Raw genomic sequence first — 20,976 nt, 5'->3', positions numbered from 1 at the left:
GGCGCTCACAGTGCGCGGATCTTCTGTCGGCGCACGATGGCGATGAAGAACGGGGCTCCGATGAGTGCGGTCACGATGCCGACATCGACCTCTCCCGGCCGCGAGGCGATGCGGCCGAGAACATCGGCGATGGTCAACAGGATCGCACCCGCGAGAGCAGAGAAGGGAATCAGCCAGCGATGATCGACGCCGACGATGAGGCGGCACGCGTGCGGCACGACGAGGCCGACGAAGGCGATGGGCCCGGTCACCGCGGTGGCGGCTCCGCACAGCACGACGGCGCCGAGTGCAGCCGATCCGCGAGCCACGGCGACGCGCTCTCCGAGGCCGGCCGCGAGATCGTCGCCCAGCGCCAGCGAATTGAGGCCGCGGGCCGAGAGGAGGCACACGACGAACCCGATCGCGAGGAACGGGAGGACCTGTTCGATGCTCGCGAACGTCGAACCGCCGACTCCGCCGATCTGCCACGAGCGCACGGTTCCCGCGATGTCGTTGCGGCCGAGAACGACGGCGCTGATGAACGAGACGAGAGCGGCCGACGTCGCAGCACCGGCCAGTGCGAGCTTCAACGGAGTGGCGCCGCCACGACCGAGCGAGCCGACCGTGTAGACGAAGACGGCCGTCACCGCGGCGCCGGCTATAGCGACCCAGATCTGCAGGCTGGGCGACGCGAGGCCGAAGAAGGCCAACCCCGCGACCACCGCGAGCGACGCACCCATGTTCACGCCCAGGATGCCGGGGTCGGCCAGCGGATTGCGTGTCACACCCTGCATGACCGCTCCCGAGACGCCCAGAGCCGCCCCGGCGAGCACCGCGAGCAGAGTGCGGGGAATGCGCTTGACGACAGCGGCCTGTTCGAAGCCGTCGGCCGATCCGCCGAACGCGGCGATGACATCCCCGAGCCCGACATCGCGCGAGCCGATCATGACCGACGCCACCATCGCGGCCGCGACAACGACGAGCGCGCCGAGGAGTCCGAGCGCGCGAATGCGCCTCGAGCGCCGTATGAGAACGGCGCCCGAGACGCGGGGTGCGACTGTCGCGGTCACTCGGCCTTGTCGGCCGCTGCCGCCAGCAGCTGCAGGTAGTCGTCGAGCACCCACGAGATCGACAGCGGGGTGGGGTTCGCGGCCGTGCCGAGCGGGCTGGTGCCGGGCAGATTCACGATGGCGCCGTTCGCGACCGCGGGCATCTGCGACAGCAGCGGGTCTCCGCTGAGAGCCGTGAGCATCTCGTCTCCTCCATAGGTGACGATGATGTCGACGTCATTGAACGCGTCGGCCTGCTCGGCGCTCTGGGTCAGCGAGAACTTGTCGGTCGTGGCGGAGGCCGAACCGATGCTCTCCGGCGTGGCCAGTCCGAGGTCGTCGAAGAACATCGCCCTGGTGTCGTGTGTCGTGTAGAAGCTGACCTCGCTCAGGTCGGAGGTATCGACGTGGGTCAGGAAGGCAGCCGACACGCCCTCGAGCTGCGGGTACTTCGCGGCGGCGTCGCTGATCTCGGTCTCGAGCTCGGCGACCAGGGCCTTGCCCTCCTCGGCCATGCCCATGGCCTCGCTGTTGAGCTCGATCATGTCGCGCCATGACGTTCCCCACGCCGTCTCGGGGTACGCGACGACGGGTGCGATCTCACTCAGGGTGTCGTAGTCCTCTTGGGTCAGACCGGAATACGCGGCGAGGATGACATCGGGCTGGGTGTCCGCGACGGCCTCGAAGTCGATTCCGTCTGTCTCATCGAAGAGCACGGGCGTCTCGGCGTCGAGCTCGGTGAGCTTCTCCTCGACCCAGGGCAGGATGCCGTCGCCGTTGTCGTCGCCGAAGTTCGCCGCGGCCATGCCGACGGGAACGACGCCGAGAGCGAGAGGTACTTCGTGGTTGGCCCAGTTGACCGTGGCGACGCGTTCGGGCTTGGTATCGATCGTCGTGGTGCCCAGGGCGTGCTTGATGGTGATCGGCGAGAATCCGTCGGCCGCCGATGTGTCGGCGGAGAGCGTGGAAGAGCACGCCGCGAGTCCCACGGCGAGCAGGCCTGCGGCGGAGAGAGCGAGGAATCGGGACGCGCGGGGCATGGATGCCTTTCTGTTGTGGTGCGGTGCGTGCTCTGTCGACGTCGTCACGGGGCACCCGATCGCGGGCGCACCGGATGCGCCGAGCGCGGGCGGTGGCCGGCGCGACCGGCGACAGTCGAGCGTGTGATGGAGTGCGACCCGTCCGCGGCAGAGGTGCGGCGTATTTAGGATTGCCTAACCAAAGTTAGCCGCCCAACGGCGATGACGCAATCCAGTGTTTGAGACAGTGAATAGCGCGAAACGGACATACGTATCGACTCCGGCTCGCGGCTACTGCGGACGGAAACGACCGGGGGTCATGCCCGTGACCCGGCGAAATGCCGTTCCGAAGGAGCTGGCCGATCGATAGCCCACCGCCGCAGCGACGTCGTCGATCTCGCGGCCCTCGCCGAGGAGGACGATCGCATGCTGCGCCCGCGCGGCGGCACTCCACCGTGTGAACCCCATTCCGGTCTCCGACGTGAACTGGCGGGTGATGGTTCGGGTGCTCACGCCGAGCCGGGTCGACCACTCCACCAGGGTCGTCGCATCTGCCGGGTCGGTGCGCACCGCGTCGACGACCGGCTGCAGCATCGCGGATTCGGGGATGCGCAGGAGGAGTTCGTGTGCTGCCGGCTGGAGCACATCGATCACCATGGCCTCAGCCGTTTCTCGGGAGCGATCATCGAGCTCAGTGCTGTCGACGCGGTCGAGGAGCAGCCGGAGCAGGGGTGAGATGTCGACCGCCACAGGATCGGGTGAGATCGACGGCACGCGCCGAATGCCGAAGTGCGCTGCGCGCTGACGCGTACCGCCGGGCGACCAGCCCGAATGCGCGATACCGGCCGGGATCCACAGACCGATCGACGGGGTGATCGTGTAGATGCGCGATCCGATCATCGCCCTCGACGTTCCCACCTCGTTCCACAGGAGCTCGTGGGTGGGATGCGAATGCTCTTCCCAGTGCGTGTCGCGATCGATCAACTCGCTATGACCCGCGATGACGAAGGGCACCTCGATCTCGCCGGCCTCGTAGAGAGGCAATCGGCGGCTCTCGGGTCGGGTCACGCCTTCAGCGTAGGTGAACGCAAGGGGGGATGCGCGTACGGTCTCGGGCTGTCAGGCTGAGAGTGCAACCGTGTGCGAGGGGAGGAGGCCGGTCATGGCATGGAATCCGTTCCGCCGCGCATCGGGTTCGGACGAGACTCGGCAGCACGACGCGGCGCCTCAAGGACATTCCTCCGACGACGACGGTGCCGCACGCTGGCGCGAGCTCTCGCAGCTGCTCTCGCCGGACGCGGGGCTGGCGGAGGTGGTGCTGCAGGCCTACTCGGCTCCATCCGCGTACCTCGAGCTGCACGCCGCCGAGGCCGAGAACCGAGGCCTCGAAGACGACGATGTCGACCCGTGGTTCGCCCTCGTCGACTGGCTGATCGAGAACGAGCTGGCACATGAGCTCGACTGGAAGGACAATGCCGCGGAGCTGGCGTGGGCCCTGAGCCGCATGAGCGCGGTGCTCTCGAGCGGCGTCGACCTGCAGTCTGTCGACGACGCGGATGCGCACCTCACGTTCGGCATGCTGCGGGCGAACGCGCTGCTCGCCCCGGCCGGCCTCGAACTGCTCGTCTTCGGCATCGACTCCGATTCGTACACGATCGTTCTCGTCGAGAGCGCCAAGCGAGATCGCGTCGTGGCGCTCGCGGCAGAGCTGGGGCATCGCGTCGACGTGATGACCACGGAGCACGCGCGGCATTCCGGTGGTCGAGACTACGACGGCGGCATCGAGCTCTAGAGGGCGCCGACGTGTCGACGCGCAGCGACGACGTCGTAGTTCTCGGCATCGAAACGCGACAGGCGTCGTTGGAAGGCGTACGCGAAATCGGGCCAGAGCAGGGTCAGTCGTCTGCTGTGCTCATCGACGTACCAGCTCTCGCATCCACCGGTCAGCCACACGGTCGACGCGGCCTTTGCGTCGATCTCGCGAGTGTAGGCATCCTGTGCCTCGAGCGAGGCATCGAGAGCGTCGATACCCTCGGCGTCGCGGTGATCGAGTGCCGCCAGCAGATAGTCGATCTGCGCCTCGATCATCACGACGGCGCTGTTGTGGCCGAGGCTCGCATTGGGTCCGTCGAGCACGAACATGTTCGGAAAGCCGTGCACGGCAGTGGACGCGTGCGCGCGCATGCCGGCTGACCACACCTCGGAGAGGCGCACTCCGTCGGCCCCGAAGGTACGTCTCGCGAAAGGCGGCCGGGTCGACTCGAATCCGGTGGCGAACACCAGCACATCGAGTTCGAATCGTGCGCCATCGGCCGATGTCGCGACGCTACCGGAGACCGAGCGCAACGCCGACGGCTCGAGGGTGACCGAGGTGGAGGAGAGCGCCGGGTAGTAGTCGTTCGAGATGATCACGCGCTTGCAACCGATCTCGTAGTCGGGTGTGGCGGCGGCTCGCACGGCAGGGTCGGCGACCTGGCTCTCGAGGTGACCGAGTGCACGATCGCGCAGCCGATCGATGAAACTGGGCACACGCATCCGTTCGGCGAAAGCCGTCTCTGCACCCCAGAAGAGGTCGTCGCGCATCGCCGCGTGAGCGACCGGGTCGGCGAAGTCTCGTTGCTCTTCGGGGGTGTAGTCGTGATCGGGACGAGGAACGACATAGGGCGCGCTGCGCTGGAAGACGACGACACTCGAGGAGAGGCGCGCGAGCCGGGGAATCAACTGGGCTGCTGACGCTCCCGTCCCCACGACCCCGATGCGTCGGTCGCCCAGCTCGACGGAGTCGTCCCATGCCGACGAGTGCATGACGGGGCCGGTGAAGGAGTCGAGCCCGGTGACGTCGGGCATGCGGGCATCCGAGAGTCGCCCGGCGGCCACGATGAGCGTTCGGCACACGAACTCACCCGAGCTCGTCGTCACCCGCCAGCGCAGTTCGCCGGCGAGCCAGCGCATCTCGAGCACCTCCGACCCCAGTCGCAGATGCGGTTCGAGGCCTTCCGAGCGCACGGCGTCGCGCAGGTAGTCGTGGATCTCGCTGCCGCTGGCGAAGAAGCTCGACCAGCCGGGGTTCGGCAGAAACGAGAACGAGTACAGGTGCGAGGGAATGTCGCAGGCGACACCGGGGTAGGTGTTGTCGCGCCACGTTCCGCCCACGTCGTGTGCGCGCTCGAGGATCACAAACGACGCGTCGCCCCGACGCTTCAGCCGGATGCCCGCGCCGAGCCCCGCGAACCCGGCACCGACGATCACGGTGTCGATCTCGGCCACGGTGTCGATTTCGGAGACGGTGTCGATCTCGGTCACGCCGGGCGGCGCGAACGATGTCTGCGCGCCGGTGGTCGTGCTCCGGCCGACGGGCCGCGGGGGAGCGTCGTCGAGGAACTCCTCGATCAGGCTCAGGATGCGTGCCGGTCGTTCCCGCAATGCGCGGCGAACGTCGTCGAGGCCCCGCTCTCCCGAGGCGAGAATCAGCACATCGGGCCCGCCGAGCACGTCGGTCTCGGGTGCAGCATCGGCGTACTCGGGATCGATGAGCACAATTCGAGTGATGCGACCGGGCGCGCGGCGCGCCGCCTGGATCGCGGCGTCGGCGTGCGCCCCGGTCGCGATCAGGCAGCATTCGTCACCTGCCCTGGTCAGTGCGGGTGCACCGTCTTCGGAGCACCCGCCCGAGAGTGCGATCGGATCGAGCGCGATCACGTGGCGGGTGCGCGCCAACATGGGGCCGAGGAAGGCCATGTCCTCGTCGCTTCCGGGCGCGCCGAGCAGAACGATCGTCGGGCGCCCCGAGGGCTGTGTCATGAGCGAACGGCGAGGAGCGCGCCGCGGCGCTCGGAGATCGGCAGCTGAAGCCGCGTCGCGGGAGGCGCGTCCGCTCGCCGCGCGAACGCCAGCTGCTCGGCCGTCGGAGAACCGTAGCTCGTTGTGCGCTGCCGCACGCCGCGCCCGATCTCACTGGCCGTGCGCTCGAGGTCGGCGATGGTGAGCGAGCGATGCGCTTCGGCTCCGGCCTCCGGCTTGGCCGTTCCGTCGAGAAGAAGGCCGCCCAGGTCGTCGGCGCCGCCGGTCAGCACCGCCTGGCTCTCGGCCAGTCCGAGCTTCGTCCAAGCCGCTTGTACGTGGTCGATGCGTCCGTGCAGCAGCAGTCGTGCGACGGCGTGCAGAGCACGGGTCTGCCGGGCATCCGGGCCTGGTCCGGCGATCCTGGCGACACCCGCCGGCGCATCCAGTCGCACGTAGGGCATGGGGATGAACTCGGTGAAACCGCCCGTCTCGTCGTGAAGGCGTGCGAGTGCGCGCAGATGCGCCAGCTGCTGAATCGGGGTCTCCATATGGCCGTAGATCATGGTCGAGGTCGAGCGGAGACCCGCTCGATGCGCGGCCGTCATCGAGGCGATCCACTCGGAGGCGGGCGGGTCCCCGCCCTCGCTGAGCACGCGACGCACGTCGTCGTCGAGGATGCGGGCTCCGGTTCCCGGCACGCTGTCGACACCCGCCTCGCGCAGTGCCAGCAGGTACTCGCCCAGGGGCAGGCCGAGGCGGCGTGCCCCGTCGGCGATCTCGGTCGGGCGGTAGGCGTGCACGTGCAGTCCGGGCTGCCGGGCTCTGATCGCGCGGACGATATCGAGATATGCCGTGGCGGGCATGTGGGCGGCGACCGCGCCCTGCACGCACAGCTCGGTCGCCCCCAGCGCAGCCGCCTCGTCGGCGAGCTCGCCGATCGTCTCGACGCTCAGTCCACCCCTCTCGGGGTCGATGCCGTAGAGCGAGGAGTCGATGTTGCGGTTGATCACAAAGGTGACGTCGTCGTCCACGGCGTCGCGACGGATGTCGTCGGCCAGCAATGTGAGCGCGTCGAGTTCTGCGCCCGATGCCCCGAGGAGCTCGAGGTAGTGAGCGTCCGAGAGGGCGGCGGGGGCGCTCGAAGCGGCGAGGATGGCAGCGGTCGCGGGCGTTCCCTTCGACAGGCTCAGGGAGCGGGCCTTCGACATCTCGAGCGCGCGGCCCCAGGGGCGACCGATGACGGGCGCGTCTTCTTCGGCGAGGCCCGACGGCGCGGACAGCGCATCGACATGCAGCCTGATGCGCGCATCGATCCACTCTTCGGGCTCGAGCACGAACTGCGGATGCGCGGTCAGCCGTTCGCGCAGTTCGAATCCGGCGTCTGACGTCAGCGCCGCGAGGGTGTCGAGCTCCGGCCAGGGCCGCTCGGGGTTGACGTGGTCGGCCGTGAGCGGACTCACTCCGCCCCAATCGTCGATTCCTGCGCGCAGCAGCAGTCCCAACTCGTGCGCATCGGTGAGGTTCGGTGGGGCCTGGATCGTCGCGTCGGGGCCCATCACGACGCGGGCGACCGCGACGGCGGCGACGTACTCCTGCAGCGCGAGGTCGACCTCGTTCTGCATGGCGGTCCGCGGCTTCGCGCGGAAGTTCTGAACGATGGTCTCTTGAATGTGCCCGTGGCGTTCGTGCGAGGCGCGGATCTCGAAGAGCGCCTCTGCGCGTTCGGCGTTGTTCTCGCCGATGCCCAGCAGCACTCCCGTGGTGAACGGAACCTTCGACCGGCCTGCGTCGTCGAGAACGCGGAGCCTGAGAGCCGGATCCTTGTCGGGTGAGCCGTAGTGCACGCCGCCCTTCTCAGACCACAGCCTCGTGGCGGTGGTCTCGAGCATCATTCCCATCGACGGCGCGACCGGCCGGAGCGCTTGCAGCTCGCTCCACGACATGACCCCCGGGTTCAGGTGCGGAAGCAGACCCGTCTCCTCGAGCACGAGAATCGCCATCGCCCTGATGTAGTCGATGGTCGAGGCGTAGCCGTGGGCATCGAGCCACTCGCGCGCCACCGGCCAGCGGTTCTCCGGGCGGTCGCCGAGCGTGAACAACGCCTCTTTGCAGCCGAGGGCCGCGCCGGCTCTGGCCACTTCGAGGATCTCATCGGGCGACATGTAGATGGGCTTGCCCTTGGTGGCCAGCTTGTTGGGGGTCTCGACGAAGATGCAGTAGTGGCAGCGATCCTGGCACAGGTGCGTGACCGGGATGAAGACTTTTTTGGAGTAGGTGATGATGCCGCGCCGACCCGAGCTGTCGAGCCCCTCGTCGCGCAGCCGCGTCGATACGGCGAGCAGTCGATCGAGCTCGTCGCCACGAGCGGAGAAGAGAAGTTCCGCATCGGCCTGCGACACGCGGGCGTCGCGCTCGACGCGACCCAGCGCATCCTGAATCTCGGAGATCGCGGGGGCGGGTGAAGCGTCTGTCATCAGCGTCTTTCTGCGGGAGGAGGGGTGGAACCGGCACTCGACAGAGTGCCGCTGAGCCCAAATCCAGGCCCGCGCGCTGATTGCCTTCAACTATACGCGCGGGTCCGAGCCCGGATCCTCGCCTTCACCGTCATGCGGCGTCACGGAATTTTCGAGGGGCCTCGAGCGCTGGCTACCCTGAACACCTCAGTCACACAGCAAAGGATCACCCGTGAAACGCTCCTCCTCCCTCGTCGCGCTCGTCTCGCTCGCCGCAGCCGCAACTCTTGCTCTGGGCGCATGCGCGAGCCCGTCGTCGACATCCGATGGCGCAACGAGCGAGGGCAAGCTGAAGGCCAACTCGCTGGCCGCGATCCAGGAGGCCGGAGTCCTCACGGTCGGCACCGAGGGCACGTACCGGCCGTTCAGCTACCACGAAGACGGCACGGGAGACATCACCGGCTACGACGTCGAGATCATCAGCGCCGTCGCCGACAAGCTCGGTGTGAAGGTGAAGTTCGAGGAGACCCAGTGGGACGCGATCTTCGCGGGCCTCGAGGCCGGACGCTTCGACGTGATCGCCAACCAGGTCTCGATCAACGACGAGCGCACCGCGAAGTACGACTTCTCCGAGCCCTACACCGTGAGCCCCGGCGTCATCGTCGTGAAGAACGACAACTCCGACATCTCGTCGTTCGCCGACCTGTCGGGCAAGACCACGGCGCAGTCGCTGACCAGCAACTGGTACGAACTGGCCCAGAAGAGCGGCGCGAACGTCGAGGCCGTCGAGGGATGGGCCCAGGCCGTGGCGCTGCTCGAGCAGGGTCGCGTCGACGCGACCGTGAACGACAACCTCACCTTCCTCGACTACCAGAAGCAGAAGGGCGACACCGGCCTCAAGATCGCGGCCGAGACAGATGACCCCTCGCTCAACGCCTTCGTCTTCGCCAAGGGAAACACCGAGCTGCAGCAGGCCGTCGACAAGGCGCTCGACGACCTCCGTGCCGACGGAACGCTGGCGAAGATCTCCGACAAGTACTTCGGAAGCGACGTCACGCAGTAAGGCTGTAGCGAAAAGGGTCGATCGATGACGCCCCGGTGCGGGAGGATTGACGAATGACCGAATCGCTGTGGGATCTGCTGCTGCGATCGCTCCTCCCCATCGTGGGAGGGGCGCTCACCGGCACCATCCCGCTCGCGCTGATGTCCTTCGTGCTGGGGCTGATCATCGCCCTCGGTATCGCGCTGATGCGGCTCTCGCGCATCCTCATCGTGTCGGGCCTCGCCCGCGGGTACATCTCGATCATCAGAGGCACGCCGCTGCTGGTGCAGCTGTTCGTGATCTTCTACGGCCTGCCGTCGATCGGCATCCTCGTCGACCCGTGGCCGAGCGCCATCATCGCCTTCTCTCTGAACGTGGGCGGCTACGCGGCCGAGGTGATCAGGGCGGCCATCCTCTCTGTTCCGAAGGGACAGTGGGAGGCCGGATACACGATCGGCATGTCGAGGGCGCAGACACTCGTGCGGGTCATCCTGCCGCAGGCCGCTCGAGTCTCCGTCCCCCCGCTGTCGAACACCTTCATCAGCCTCGTCAAAGACACCTCGCTCGCGTCGCTGATCCTGGTGACCGAGCTCTTCAGGCAAGCGCAGCAGATCGCGGCGTTCAGCCAGGAGTTCATGGCGCTCTACATCGAGGCCGCCGTCGTCTACTGGGTGATCTGTCTCGTGCTCTCGAGCGCCCAGTCCGTGCTCGAGAAGAGGTTGGATCGCTATGTCGCCCACTGACCCCCTGATGCCGGAGCCCGCCGACGCGGCCAACGCCCCGCCCCTCCTCACGGCCCGCGGCATCCGCAAGAGCTTCGGTGACGTCGAGGTGCTCAAATCGATCGATCTCACCGTGCCGCGCGGCGATGTCGTGGCCCTGATCGGCCCGTCCGGGTCTGGCAAGACCACCGTGCTGAGATCGCTGAACGGCCTCGAAGTGCCCGAGGCGGGCACGGTCGAATTCTCGGGTGGCGACGTCGTCGACTTCTCGCAGAGTCCCTCGAAGAGACAGCTCGCGTCGCTGCGAGACCGCTCCGCCATGGTGTTCCAGCAGTTCAACCTCTTTCCGCACCGCACGGTTCTCGAGAACGTCATCGAGGGCCCGGTACAGGTGCAGAAACGGCCGAAGGCCGAGGCGACGGCGGATGCTCGTGCGCTGCTCGAGCGCGTGGGTCTCGGCGCGAAGGCCGACGCGTATCCGTTCGAGCTGTCGGGCGGCCAACAGCAGCGGGTGGGGATCGTTCGCGCTCTGGCGCTCAAGCCGCAGCTGCTGCTCTTCGACGAGCCCACCTCGGCGCTGGATCCAGAGCTCGTCGGAGACGTTCTCGACGTCATCCGAGAGCTCGCGACGGAAGGCTGGACGATGGTGCTCGTGACGCACGAGCTGACCTTCGCCTCGCATGTGGCCGACACGATCGTGTTCATGGACGGCGGCGTCGTGGTCGAGTCGGGCCCGCCTTCGGAGGTGCTGCAGAATCCCCGCGAGGCGCGCACGAAGCAGTTCCTGCACCGCCTTCTCGACCGGTAGTCAGTCGACGAGAGACTTCTTGCGCTGCTTGAACCAGAGCACGAGCATGAAGCTGAAGATCACCAGCACCATCCACGACCCGATCTTGCTCGCGTGCACGAGGGTCCATCCGGCCTCCTGGCCCGGATAACTCCAGGCCCCGAGCATCGTCGCGACGTTTTCGACGAACCAGATGAAGAAGCCGATGAGCAGGAACGACACGAGCAGCGGCATCCGGTAGACCGTATGGCGCACCGTGAAGCGCACCCACGTTCTGCGCATCAGCACCGCGACCACGATGAGGAGTGGCCAGCGCGCGTCGGGCAGCCAGTGATTGGTGAAGAAGTTCACGTAGAAGAGGATGGCCGTGAGCATCGTGGGAATCATCGGCACCGCGTCGATGTCGAGATCGAATCTGCGCCACGCCTGGCAGATGTAGCTCGCGATCGCCGCGTACATGAACCCGCTGTAGATGGGAACGTCGCCGATGCGAAGCACCCCCTCGTCGGGGTAGCTCCACGAGCCGACCGCGACCTTGAAGACCTCGAGAGCGAGGCCGAGCAGGTGGAACACGCAGATGACGAGCAGTTCGTCGCGCGTCTCGATCCTGGTCGCGACAAGCACGATCTGCACGATGATGCACCAGACGAGCATCGTGTCGTAGCGGGCCAGCCCGAAGTCGACGAAGTGGGTGATCGCCAGGCCAGCGACGATCGAGACGGCGAAGAGGCACGACAGGGCCTGCTTGACGCCGAAGTCCAGCAGATCGAGCAGCAGAGAGCCCGCCCTCGCTGTCGTTGTGGTCATCGCCGGAGCATAGCGCGGGTGGGGGCCGGTCTCTCTGAGCCTCCGGTTCAGGCGGCCCAGCGATAATGGCTGCATGATCACCGTCGAACTCGCCCGATCGCTGCGCGACGCCGGCCTCGTGTGGAAGCCGTCGTCGGGGGACCGATTCTCGATCGATACTCCGGCCTTCGATCCAGAGGCTCTCGACGCCGAGGTCTTCACCGTGAGCGACATGACCATTGAAGCGCAGCACTACCCCACGGGCACGATCCTCGGCTTCAACGGCACGACCGAGTGGGCTCTCGACTCGGTCGAGCTGCACGAGGCGCTGTGGCTGCCCCGCGAAGACCAGCTTCGCGACATGCTTCGCGGCGCGTTCCGTTCGCTCGTGCGCCTGGAGACCTCGGAGGACGCGGCGCCGGAGTATCGCGTCGACATCGTCTTTCGGGGTGTGCCGTCGAGTCACCTGGCTGCCGACCCGGCCGAAGCATACGGTCGGGCCGTGCTCACGCTGGTGACAGCATCCAGCGCGGCGATCTGAGGGGCTGGACGCGGGACCGCTCGATCCGTGACACTGAGAGCAACCGGAACTCTTTCCGGAATCGACGAAGGGGTTGGATTCCATGGCTGACACGTATCGTGCACTGCTTCAATCAGGCGGGCTTTCAGAAGGCAAGGAAACCGTCGAGAACTTCGTCGACGGCAAGCCGCGCGAGACGATCGTCGAGGTCTTCGACGTCGAGGGCGAGGCTCAGGAGAGGGTCTGGAAGCTGGTGGTCCCGGTGACGCCCGAACCGGTCTCGTACGAACTGGTCGGTGACGCTCCCGGCGAGATCCCCAACTGACCAGTCGGTGTCTAACGGATCACCGGAGGCATCACAAGCCCCACCCGCCCGGGTGGCTCGAGGCGTAGCGTAAAAGTCACGTCGGAATTCACAAAGATTCCGGCATGACGAAAGGTGGATGCCATGGGACTCGACGACAAAGTCAAGAACGCCGCAACCGACGTAGCCGGTAAGGCGAAGGAAGCCACGGGCAAGGTCACAGACAACGAGCGACTCGAAGCCGAAGGCAAAGCCGACCAGGTGGGCGCCGATGCCCGCAAGGCCGGAGAGAACGTCAAAGACGCTTTCAAGCACTGACGGTCTTCGCGCAGCCAGAGGCTGACGCACAACGACCGGAATGCCGGGGTACCACGGGTGCCCCGGCATTCGTCTGGAATGGGGAGTTTTTCTTGACGCAAGGAGTACCGGGTGACCGTCGCTGAATCCCTCGAATCCTGGGCAGGCAGGGCCGCGGATGTCGCCGGCGACGCACAGCGGGCCGTAGATCTCGCTCTGATGATCGGCGACGCCACGCCCAGCCCGGCATCCGGCGAGACGCCGGCTCTGTTCGAACTGTTCCGTGCGCTTGGTCGCGCGGATCTCACCGCGGCGCGGGTCGTCGAGGCTCATCTGGATGCTCGTGCGATCCTCGCCGAGGCGGGTCACGAACCGCAGGCCGGCGGCTGGGGAGTATTCGCCGCCGAGGGTCCGGGAGTGCGTCTCGATGGCGAGGAAGTCGGGGGCGGCTTCCGTCTGTCGGGAACGAAGCCGTGGTGCTCGATGGCCCAGCTGCTCGATCGTGCTCTGGTGACCGCGCACACCGCTGGTGGGCATCGGCGGTTGTTCGAGGTAGACCTCCGTGCCGCCGGCGTGACGGTGCGCAGCGGTGAATGGGTCGCGCTGGGCCTGCAGGGAGTGCCGAGCGGCTCGGTCGACTTCGACGATGTCGTCGCGTCGCCCGTCGGGGCCGACGACTGGTACCTCGATCGGCCTGGATTCGCCTGGGGTGGGATCGGCGTGGCGGCGTGCTGGCTCGGAGGCGCCGAAGGCCTCGCGCGTCGGCTGCTGACGGGTGCGCACTCTGCGAACCGGGAGCCCGATCAGATCGCGCTGATGCACCTCGGCGCCGTCGACGCCGGACTGTTCGCCGCGCGGACCGCGTTGGAGGATGCCGGTCGCCGCATCGACGACGGCAGGGCCGAGGGCAGCGAGGGCCGGATGCTCGCCGCCCGCGTGCGTATCGTGGTCGCAACTGTCGTCGAAGACGTACTCCGCCGCGTAGCCCACTCGCTCGGACCGGCGCCGCTCGCTCTCGAGGTCGAACACGCTCGACGGGTTGCGGATCTCGAACTGTATGTACGCCAGCATCACGCCGAGCGTGATGAAGCGTCGCTGGGGCGACGCATCCTCGCAGAGGAGTCGGCGAAGTGACCTTCGACCATCGAGACGCGGGCACCCCCAACTCGGCCTGGCTCTCCGCGGACGGCTGGGCGGGTATCGAGCCGATGGACCTTCGCGCCGTCGAACTGCTCGTCGTCGTCGCCGCCCATCCCGACGACGAGACGCTCGGAGCGGGAGGACTCATGGCGACGGCGCACGCGGAAGGTATTCCCGTGGTCGTGATCGTCGCGACTGCCGGCGAGCGCTCGCATCCCGACTCGAAGACCTTCACCCCGGAGCGCCTCACCGTCATTCGCCGCGCCGAGGTCGTGGCGGCGATCGATGCTCTGGCGCCAGGGGCCGCGGTCCAGCTCCTGGGTCTTCCTGACGGAGAGCTCCGCAAGCACGTTCCCGCTCTCACAGCCGCAGTCACGGCCTGCATCGGCGACCATTCCACAGTGCTGATCGCGTCGCCCTGGCGCGGCGACGGGCATCCGGATCACACTGCCGCAGGCGACGCGGCGCGTGCGGCGGCGAACGCCGTCGGGGCGACACTCGCCGAGTACCCGATCTGGGGCTGGCACTGGCGCGCGCCGGATTCGCCCGAGTGGCCGTGGGACAGGATCCGCACCCTCGCCCTGAGCAGCGACGCCGTTGCGGCCAAGGTCTCGGCGCTCGAGTTCCACCGCAGTCAGACTGAACCGCTCTCCGATGCGCCGGGAGACGAAGCGATCGTCTCTTCGTCGTTCGTCGAGCACTTTCGTCGTGACTTCGAGACCTTCGTCGTCACCCGCGAGTCCGCACCGACGCAGTCGGCCGAGTCGCTGGCCCAGGGGTATTTCGACACCTTCTACGAGGGCCGCACCGATCCGTGGGGCTTCGAGACGCGATGGTACGAGGAGCGCAAACGCGCTCTCACGCTGGCTGCCCTCCCGCGTCGGCGCTTCGGCACGGCGCTCGAGATCGGCTGCTCCATCGGTGTGCTCACCGCTGAACTCGCCGGTCGCGTCGATGACATGCTGGCCACCGACATCGCCCAGGCACCGGTCGATGCCGCGAGAGAACGCCTGGCGGGCCGCTCGGAGGTGCGCTTCGAGCGCCGCGCACTTCCCCAGGAGTGGCCCGACGGGAGCTACGACCTGATCGTCGTGTCCGAGGTGGGGTACTACCTCTCTCCGGATCGTCTGGACGACCTCGTGCACCGCGCCGCTGACAGCCTGAAAGACGGAGGCATTGTGCTCGCGTGTCACTGGAGGCACCCGGTCAGCGACTATCCCATGCGGGGCGACGACGTGCACGAGGCCTTCCGTCGCTCGGCCGGTCTCGTGCGCATCGGGGGCTATGCCGATGACGACTTTCTCCTCGACGTGTTCGGCTCTCCGGGAACGGTGTCGGTGGCCGCTGCCGAGGGACTCGCGTGAACGTGCGCATCGCGCAGCTCGTCGTCGTCGTGCCCGCCCGAGACGAAGAGAAGACGATGGATCGCTGCCTCGACGCGCTCGAGGCGGCGCTGGTGCGACTCCACGAGACCCGTCCGCTGGACAGCCCCGAGGTGAGCATCGTCGTTGTGCTCGACCGGTGCACAGACGGTACCGCGAGCATCGTCGCCCGCCGTCCGGGCATCGATGCCGTGGCGATCTCTGCAGGAAAGGTGGGCGTGGCACGAGCGCGCGGCATCGAGCGTGCGCTCACGGCTGCGGCGGCAGCGCCCGAGAACATCTGGATCGCGAACACCGACGCGGACTCTGCGGTGCCGGCCGACTGGTTGTGCGTGCAGCTGGAGGCGGCTGAGGCGGGGCACGCCGCCCTGCTCGGTGCCGTTCGGCCCGACGAAGAGGGACTCGACGCGGAGCGGCTCGCGCACTACCTTCGGCGGCATCCGCTGCGCGAAACGCACCGGAATGTGCACGGGGCGAATCTCGGGATGCGAGCCGATCACTACCTGGCGGCCGGAGGATTCGCCGCCGTAGCGACGGGGGAAGACGCGACGTTCGTCACGGCGCTCGAGAACCTCGGTCTCGAGGTCGTGAGCACCGCGCGCGCCGCCGTGCTCACGTCATCGCGACTATTGGGCCGTGCGCCCGACGGGTACGCAGAGGTGCTGCGAGCCGTGGCGGGCTAACCGCAGCGTTCTCGACGCAGACGCCGAGCTACCGGTTCTGTTGCGCGGCGAGTAGCTCGAGAGTGCGTTCTGCGCCAGCGCCGACTCGAGCGTCCTGACCGTCGTGGTCGGAGGCGACCGGCGACACCATGACCTCGTCGACGCCGTACTTCGCGGCCAGCGTCGTCAGGTGCGACCACGCCGCGTCGGGCGTTCCGATGATCCACCGCGCGGCCTGATCGGCCACGAGATCTTCCTCCATCGGGTTCAGGGCCTCGGCCTGGGCCTGCTCGACCGTCATCCGAGGGCCGAGCACGCCGCCCGAGCGGAGTCTCGCCATCGTGATGAGCTGCGGGAGTGCGAGCGCCTCGGCTTCTTCCCGCGTGTCGGCGACCACGGCGTTGACCGTGAGGAAGGTGGTCGGCTCGGCGAGCGCGGGCGACGGCTGGAACTCTCGTCGGTACAGGTCGAGGGCGCTGTCGATACCCGACTGCCCGAAATGGTGGGCGTAGACGAACGCGACCCCGAGCCGGGCGGCCAGCTGGGCGCTGTAGGTGCTGGAGCCCAGCAGCCAGAGCATGGGTGACGACGCGGTGCGCGGGGTCGAGCGTAATGCGTAGTCGCGGCCGCGAAGCGGAATGACGACCCCGGGTTGCGCAGCGGTGTCGAAAGCGTCGGTGATCGGCGTGTCGCCGGAACCGAGAAGTCCGGCGACCAGCTCGACGTCGCCCGGGAACGAATCCACCCCCGACTCCTCGGCCCGCCCACCGCGCAGCATGTACGCCGTCACGGGGTCGGAGCCGGGCGCGCGCCCGATGCCCAGGTCGATACGACCGGGATGCATCGCCTCGAGCAGAGAGAACTGCTCGGCCACCGTGAGTGGTGCGTGATTGGGCAGCATCACGCCGCCCGAGCCGACCCGGATTCGGCTCGTGTTCGCCGCCAGATGGGCGATCAACACGGCCGGGGAGGTCGCGGCGACGGCTTCCATGTTGTGGTGCTCGGCGACCCAGAATCGGGTGAAGCCGAGCTCGTCGGCCCGTCGCGCGAGAGACACCGCCGAGGCGACGGAGTCGCCGGTCGTCTGATCGGTGCGTACGGGCAGGAGGTCGAGAACAGAGAGTTTCAGCATCGTTCGGGTCAACGCTTCGGATGTCCACCGGTATTCCGCGCTCGCGAACCTCGCGGTCGAAACCGGGCAAATGCGGCGAAACCCCTTGCAGATGCCAGGTTTTCGGGCGTGGCGAGCTTAAGGTAACCGTGTGTGGCGCGCCGATAAGAAACTAGATGCAGACGGAATCCCGACTGCGGCCGACGACGACTCGTCGACCTGGGGTCGCCAGGCCGCGCCTGAAAAGGGCGGTCGACCTCTCACCAACCTCTCCAGCGAAAGCCGGGTCGAGCCCAGTCGAGAACGCTGGCGAGACGAGCTCAGCAGGGTAGGCGGAGTATCTCCGCTCATCCACTTCGACGACTCGCCCCGAAACCGCATCGACCTGTCGGCCACCCACCCCGGTGGGCTGGCACAGTTCATCACGGGCAACGCCACGCTGCTCTCGAGTCTCATTCGCGACGAGCTGGCTCTGCGCACCGCGCGGCTCGCCGCCGCGGCGATCACCGACAAGGGTGTCGAATTGCGCAGCGTTCGAGGCATCGACGCCGTCAACCTGGGCATCGGATTCGCCGAGTGGAGACTCGAGCAGGAGTCCTTCAGTGCTCCGGTTCTGCTGCGCCCTGTGTCGGTGCGTCGCTACGGGCGAGACTTCGAACTCAAGCTGCGGGGCGGGCCCACGGTCAACCCCGAACTCGTTCGCGCCCTGTCCGAGCAGTTCCAGATCGAACTCGACGCCGACGCCCTGGTCGCGCTCGCGGTCAACAACGGCGTCTTCAAGCCCCAGCCGGTGATCGACCAGCTGCGCGGCCTCACTTCGCAGCTGGCGTGGTTCAGCGTCAGCCCCCGACTCGCTGTCTCTACGTTCGCCGATGTCAGCCATGCGCTGGTCGAGGATGCCGTCGACCTCGCGCATCCGGTTCTCGACGCGCTCGCGGGCAACGTCACCGCTCGACGTGGAGTGCAGGACGGCTACCACCCCGTCGACGCCACGCCGCAGGACCAGCGCCCGCCGTCCACCGACACGCTCCTGCTCGACGCCGACCCCGAGCAAGAGAACGTCATCGCCCAGATCGGCGCCGGCAACTCGCTCGTCGTCAAGACTCTGCCGGGCACGGGTGGCACCCAGACCATCGTGAACGCCGTGGGCGCCCTCATCGCACAGAACAAGCGTGTTCTCGTCGTGAGCCCCCGCCGCCTGAGCCTGCGCGGCATCGCCCGTCGACTCACCGACGTCGGTCTGCCCGGCGTCGCCGTATCGCCGCGCACGCTCCGCCGCGACCTCATCCAGTCGATCGGTCGCAACGAGAAGGCCCGACAGCCCCATGTCGCCGACGTCGACGAGGCCCTCGTGCGCCTGCGCGGCGTGCTGCTCGACTACCGCAGCTCGCTCGGCCGGGTCGATCCCGTGCTCAAGGTCTCGGTTCTGGATGCGCTGCGCGAACTCGCGCGCCTCGAACTGCTCCAGACGCCGCCCTCCACAAAGGCGCGCCTCGACCGTCACGCTCTCGAGGGGCTCGCATCCGGTCGGGTCCAGGCCGCGAAGACACTGAGCAAGGCCGCGGCCCTGGGCGAGTTCCGCTACGGGCCCGACGACTCGCCCTGGTACGGCGCCGCTTTCGCCTCGTCCGACGACGCGCACAGCGCCCACCAGCTGGCAAAGAAGCTGCACCGGTCCGACCTTCCGACGTTGCTCTCGGGCGCCTGGGAGCTCATCGGCCAGACCCGCATGCGACCCTTCGCCACGCTCACCGAGCTCGGCGTCTACCTGCGCCTGCTGCTCGATCTGCGCGAGACGCTCGACAAGTTCCTTCCCGTCGTGTTCGACCGTTCGCTGACCGAGCTGATCGCGGCCACCTCCAACCGCCGCGACTCACCGCAGCTCTCGTCGACGAGCCGCCGTCGCCTGCGCAGCCTGGCGCGCGAATACGTGCGTCCGGGTGTGCACATCGGCGACCTCAACGAGGCCCTCAAGCACATCCAGCAGCAGCGCACCCTGTGGTACCGCTTCGCTGCCGCCGGCATTCCGCCGGAAATCCCCATCGGTATCGCCGATGTGCAGGTCGCGTACCAGCGCGTCACAGAAGACCTCGCGCAGCTCGATGTGCCGCTGGGCACCGTCGGCACGGCCCGGCAACTGACCAGCCTGCCCATCGACGAGCTCGTGTCGATGGTCGACGGGCTCGCAGCCGATTCCGAGGTGCTCGCCAACCTGCAGGAGCGCACCGCGCTTCTCGACACTCTTCGCGAGCACTCGCTCGACCCGCTGCTGACCGACCTCTCGCAGCGGCACGTGCCCGAGAGCGCCGTGGCCGACGAACTCGAACTCGCCTGGTGGCAGTCGGTTCTCGAGCTGATGCTCGCGAACGACAGGGCTCTGCTGGGTGCGAACACCTCGGTGCTTGATCGCCTCGAGGCAGACTTCAGGCTCGTCGACGAGGCGCACGCCTCGGCCAGCGGCGCCCTTCTGGCGTGGCAGCTCGCCGAGACGTGGAGCGTCGGACTCGTCGATCATCCAGACGAGGCGACGGCTCTCAAGAACATCCTGCGCACCGATGGCGTCGATGCTCAGGCTCTGCACGAGGCGGCTCCCCACCTCGGACGCGTTCTCGCTCCCGTCTGGCTCGCCTCTCCCTACGAGATCGCCGAGATCTCCGACTCGCTGCACTTCGACACGGTTATTCTGGTCGACGCGGGAGCGACGACCCTGGCCGAGAACGTCGGTGCGATCCGACGTGGCCGCCAGGTCGTGGCGTTCGGCGACCCGGTGACGCAGACCCCCTCGCGCTTCGACATCGCCATCTCGGCGACGCCCGAGTCGTCGAGCCGCGCTCAAGCCGAGCAGTCGGTCGAAGAGCTGCACGCCGAGTCCGCACTCGCACGTCTGGCAGAACTGGTTCCCACGCTTCCCCTCACGCGCAGCTACCGCGCGGGCGGCGAAGACCTGGCAGAGCTCGTCAATCACCGCTTCTACGGCGGAAAGATCGACTCCCTGCCCTGGGCCGGAACCTTCCTCGGTCACGGCAGTCTCGCGCTGCACTACGTGGAGGGCCGCGGAGGCATGCCCGACGCTGAGACCGGAGCGGTCGAGAGCGTCGACGACGAGGTCGATCGGGTCGTCGCGCTCGTGCTCGACCACGCGATCAACTACCCGGGTGAATCGCTGATGGTCATCACAGCGAGCCCCCGTCACGCGGTGCGCGTGCAGCAGGCCGTTCTCTCTGCCTTCGCCAAGCGCAGCGATCTGAGCGACTTCATTCTCAAAGACCGGGCCGAGCCGTTCATGGTCGCCACTCTCGACCAGTCGGTCGCCCAGAGTCGTGACCGCGTGATCTTCTCGGTGGGATATGGCAAGACCACCCACGGCCGCGTGCTCACGAACTTCGGAGCTCTCGGACGCCCCGGCGGCGAGAGACTCCTCGCTGTGGGTATGACCCGTGCACGCCGTTCCATGGACATCATCAGCTGTTTCCACCCTCACGACATCGACGAGGAGCGCATGGCCCACGGCATCGTGGCGCTGCGACAGATCCTCACCGAGGTCGAGTCCGGGCCCACGCCAGACACGTTCTCGAGCCCCGGCGACGCGCTGCTGATCGACCTGGCGCGACGACTCGGATCTCGTGGTCTCGACGTGGCGTTCGAACACCGCGGCAAGCTCACCCTTGTCGCGTCGCACGACGGCCGAGCCATCGCCATCGAGACCGATTCGGTGGTGCATTCCACGAGCTTGCGCGAGTCTCTGCGCCTGCGCCCCGACATGCTGCGCCGACTCGGGTGGCACTACCTCAGAGTGCACAGCTTCGAGCTGTTCAGCGACCCCGAGGCCGTCGCGTCGCGCATCGCCCAGGTCATCGGGGTGCGCGAGCTCAAGGCCGTCGACAGGCAGCCGACGTCGCCCAGCACCGACGAGACGGCGCCGCTCCCGTTCTCCAGGTAG

Annotated in this window: 19 protein-coding genes; 12 read left to right on the top strand and 7 right to left on the bottom strand. The window is 67.6% G+C overall.

Going from position 1 to position 20,976, the window contains the following annotated elements:
• Window positions 1-5: 5 nt before the first annotated feature.
• On the bottom strand, window positions 6-1,049 hold the full coding sequence (locus ASE64_RS06155; RefSeq protein WP_055777663.1) for a FecCD family ABC transporter permease: 1,044 nt from the start codon (window positions 1,047-1,049) through the stop codon (window positions 6-8).
• The gene (locus ASE64_RS06150; RefSeq protein ID WP_055777660.1) at window positions 1,046-2,068 is read right to left on the bottom strand and encodes an iron-siderophore ABC transporter substrate-binding protein; all 1,023 of its coding nucleotides are present in this window, start codon (window positions 2,066-2,068) and stop codon (window positions 1,046-1,048) included. The genes ASE64_RS06155 and ASE64_RS06150 overlap by 4 nt, the downstream gene beginning before the upstream one ends.
• On the opposite strand from ASE64_RS06150, the gene ASE64_RS17845 reads away from it, so the two are divergent.
• Window positions 2,067-2,195 (top strand): hypothetical protein, encoded by a 129-nt coding sequence (locus ASE64_RS17845; RefSeq protein WP_268750566.1) that lies wholly within the window; start codon window positions 2,067-2,069, stop codon window positions 2,193-2,195. The genes ASE64_RS06150 and ASE64_RS17845 overlap by 2 nt on opposite strands.
• A 143-nt stretch (window positions 2,196-2,338) precedes the next feature.
• On the opposite strand, the gene ASE64_RS06145 is transcribed toward ASE64_RS17845, so the two are convergent.
• Complete coding sequence (locus ASE64_RS06145) at window positions 2,339-3,115, bottom strand: AraC family transcriptional regulator (protein ID WP_055777657.1); 777 nt, start codon at window positions 3,113-3,115, stop codon at window positions 2,339-2,341.
• Between the two features lie 94 nt (window positions 3,116-3,209).
• Here ASE64_RS06145 and ASE64_RS06140 point away from each other — a divergent pair, with 94 nt between their 5' ends.
• Window positions 3,210-3,839: a DUF6630 family protein gene (locus tag ASE64_RS06140; RefSeq protein ID WP_055777655.1), complete on the top strand. Its 630-nt coding sequence runs from the start codon at window positions 3,210-3,212 to the stop codon at window positions 3,837-3,839.
• Here the strand turns inward: ASE64_RS06140 and ASE64_RS06135 are convergent.
• Both ASE64_RS06135 and cofG read right to left on the bottom strand, forming a co-directional pair.
• Window positions 3,836-5,848 (bottom strand): flavin-containing monooxygenase, encoded by a 2,013-nt coding sequence (locus ASE64_RS06135; protein ID WP_235480521.1) that lies wholly within the window; start codon window positions 5,846-5,848, stop codon window positions 3,836-3,838. The two genes, ASE64_RS06140 and ASE64_RS06135, sit on opposite strands and share 4 nt — an antisense overlap.
• The gene (gene cofG, locus ASE64_RS06130; protein ID WP_082465959.1) at window positions 5,845-8,304 is read right to left on the bottom strand and encodes a 7,8-didemethyl-8-hydroxy-5-deazariboflavin synthase CofG; all 2,460 of its coding nucleotides are present in this window, start codon (window positions 8,302-8,304) and stop codon (window positions 5,845-5,847) included. Before cofG ends, ASE64_RS06135 begins: the two co-directional genes overlap by 4 nt.
• A gap of 211 nt (window positions 8,305-8,515) precedes the next feature.
• Between cofG and ASE64_RS06125 the strand changes: the two genes are divergently transcribed.
• Genes ASE64_RS06125 through ASE64_RS06115 form a run of 3 tightly spaced genes read left to right on the top strand, consistent with a single transcriptional unit; the run spans window position 8,516 to window position 10,855 of the window.
• On the top strand, window positions 8,516-9,346 hold the full coding sequence (locus tag ASE64_RS06125; protein ID WP_055777652.1) for an amino acid ABC transporter substrate-binding protein: 831 nt from the start codon (window positions 8,516-8,518) through the stop codon (window positions 9,344-9,346).
• Window positions 9,347-9,399: 53 nt separating this feature from the next.
• Window positions 9,400-10,068 carry an amino acid ABC transporter permease gene (locus ASE64_RS06120; RefSeq protein WP_055777649.1) on the top strand — a complete coding sequence of 223 codons (669 nt, stop codon included), beginning with the start codon at window positions 9,400-9,402 and terminating at the stop codon, window positions 10,066-10,068.
• Complete coding sequence (locus tag ASE64_RS06115) at window positions 10,055-10,855, top strand: amino acid ABC transporter ATP-binding protein (protein WP_055777646.1); 801 nt, start codon at window positions 10,055-10,057, stop codon at window positions 10,853-10,855. Before ASE64_RS06120 ends, ASE64_RS06115 begins: the two co-directional genes overlap by 14 nt.
• On the opposite strand, the gene ASE64_RS06110 is transcribed toward ASE64_RS06115, so the two are convergent.
• Entirely contained in the window at window positions 10,856-11,641 is a 786-nt protein-coding gene (locus ASE64_RS06110) for a DUF817 domain-containing protein (RefSeq protein ID WP_055777642.1), read from the bottom strand.
• Between the two features lie 73 nt (window positions 11,642-11,714).
• Here ASE64_RS06110 and ASE64_RS06105 point away from each other — a divergent pair, with 73 nt between their 5' ends.
• The 6 genes from ASE64_RS06105 (at window position 11,715) to ASE64_RS06080 (ending at window position 15,946) form a co-directional block, all read left to right on the top strand.
• Window positions 11,715-12,161, top strand: a complete 447-nt coding sequence (locus ASE64_RS06105) for a hypothetical protein (protein ID WP_055777639.1) — start codon at window positions 11,715-11,717, stop codon at window positions 12,159-12,161.
• Window positions 12,162-12,243: 82 nt separating this feature from the next.
• Window positions 12,244-12,465, top strand: coding sequence for a hypothetical protein (locus ASE64_RS06100; RefSeq protein ID WP_055777636.1), 222 nt, complete (start codon window positions 12,244-12,246; stop codon window positions 12,463-12,465).
• A 123-nt stretch (window positions 12,466-12,588) separates the two neighbouring features.
• On the top strand, window positions 12,589-12,762 hold the full coding sequence (locus ASE64_RS06095; RefSeq protein ID WP_082466104.1) for a CsbD family protein: 174 nt from the start codon (window positions 12,589-12,591) through the stop codon (window positions 12,760-12,762).
• Window positions 12,763-12,873: 111 nt separating this feature from the next.
• On the top strand, window positions 12,874-13,875 hold the full coding sequence (locus ASE64_RS06090; RefSeq protein WP_055777631.1) for an acyl-CoA dehydrogenase family protein: 1,002 nt from the start codon (window positions 12,874-12,876) through the stop codon (window positions 13,873-13,875).
• Window positions 13,872-15,245, top strand: a complete 1,374-nt coding sequence (locus ASE64_RS06085; protein ID WP_055777626.1) for a bifunctional PIG-L family deacetylase/class I SAM-dependent methyltransferase — start codon at window positions 13,872-13,874, stop codon at window positions 15,243-15,245. Before ASE64_RS06090 ends, ASE64_RS06085 begins: the two co-directional genes overlap by 4 nt.
• The gene (locus ASE64_RS06080; RefSeq protein ID WP_055777623.1) at window positions 15,242-15,946 is read left to right on the top strand and encodes a glycosyltransferase; all 705 of its coding nucleotides are present in this window, start codon (window positions 15,242-15,244) and stop codon (window positions 15,944-15,946) included. The genes ASE64_RS06085 and ASE64_RS06080 overlap by 4 nt, the downstream gene beginning before the upstream one ends.
• Before the next feature lie 28 nt (window positions 15,947-15,974).
• On the opposite strand, the gene ASE64_RS06075 is transcribed toward ASE64_RS06080, so the two are convergent.
• A complete protein-coding gene (locus tag ASE64_RS06075) occupies window positions 15,975-17,057 on the bottom strand; it encodes an LLM class flavin-dependent oxidoreductase (RefSeq protein ID WP_200920146.1) in 1,083 nt (360 codons plus the stop codon).
• Window positions 17,058-17,187: 130 nt separating this feature from the next.
• Here ASE64_RS06075 and ASE64_RS06070 point away from each other — a divergent pair, with 130 nt between their 5' ends.
• Entirely contained in the window at window positions 17,188-20,976 is a 3,789-nt protein-coding gene (locus ASE64_RS06070; RefSeq protein ID WP_235480520.1) for an AAA family ATPase, read from the top strand.

The organism is Agreia sp. Leaf210, from assembly GCF_001421485.1.
In the GTDB taxonomy this organism is placed as follows: Bacteria; Actinomycetota; Actinomycetes; order Actinomycetales; family Microbacteriaceae; genus Agreia.
This window is presented reverse-complemented; position numbering and strand designations above follow the sequence as displayed.

Bases quoted from the DNA above. Each gene is read 5' to 3' on its own strand.
- ASE64_RS17845 (WP_268750566.1), top strand. From the start codon at position 2,067: ATGGATGCCTTTCTGTTGTGGTGCGGTGCGTGCTCTGTCGACGTCGTC.
- ASE64_RS06150 (WP_055777660.1), bottom strand. From the start codon at position 2,068: ATGCCCCGCGCGTCCCGATTCCTCGCTCTCTCCGCCGCAGGCCTGCTC.
- ASE64_RS06140 (WP_055777655.1), top strand. From the start codon at position 3,210: ATGGCATGGAATCCGTTCCGCCGCGCATCGGGTTCGGACGAGACTCGG.
- ASE64_RS06135 (WP_235480521.1), bottom strand. From the start codon at position 5,848: ATGACACAGCCCTCGGGGCGCCCGACGATCGTTCTGCTCGGCGCGCCC.
- cofG (WP_082465959.1), bottom strand. From the start codon at position 8,304: ATGACAGACGCTTCACCCGCCCCCGCGATCTCCGAGATTCAGGATGCG.
- ASE64_RS06120 (WP_055777649.1), top strand. From the start codon at position 9,400: ATGACCGAATCGCTGTGGGATCTGCTGCTGCGATCGCTCCTCCCCATC.
- ASE64_RS06115 (WP_055777646.1), top strand. From the start codon at position 10,055: ATGTCGCCCACTGACCCCCTGATGCCGGAGCCCGCCGACGCGGCCAAC.
- ASE64_RS06110 (WP_055777642.1), bottom strand. From the start codon at position 11,641: ATGACCACAACGACAGCGAGGGCGGGCTCTCTGCTGCTCGATCTGCTG.
- ASE64_RS06105 (WP_055777639.1), top strand. From the start codon at position 11,715: ATGATCACCGTCGAACTCGCCCGATCGCTGCGCGACGCCGGCCTCGTG.
- ASE64_RS06100 (WP_055777636.1), top strand. From the start codon at position 12,244: ATGGCTGACACGTATCGTGCACTGCTTCAATCAGGCGGGCTTTCAGAA.
- ASE64_RS06095 (WP_082466104.1), top strand. From the start codon at position 12,589: ATGGGACTCGACGACAAAGTCAAGAACGCCGCAACCGACGTAGCCGGT.
- ASE64_RS06075 (WP_200920146.1), bottom strand. From the start codon at position 17,057: ATGCTGAAACTCTCTGTTCTCGACCTCCTGCCCGTACGCACCGATCAG.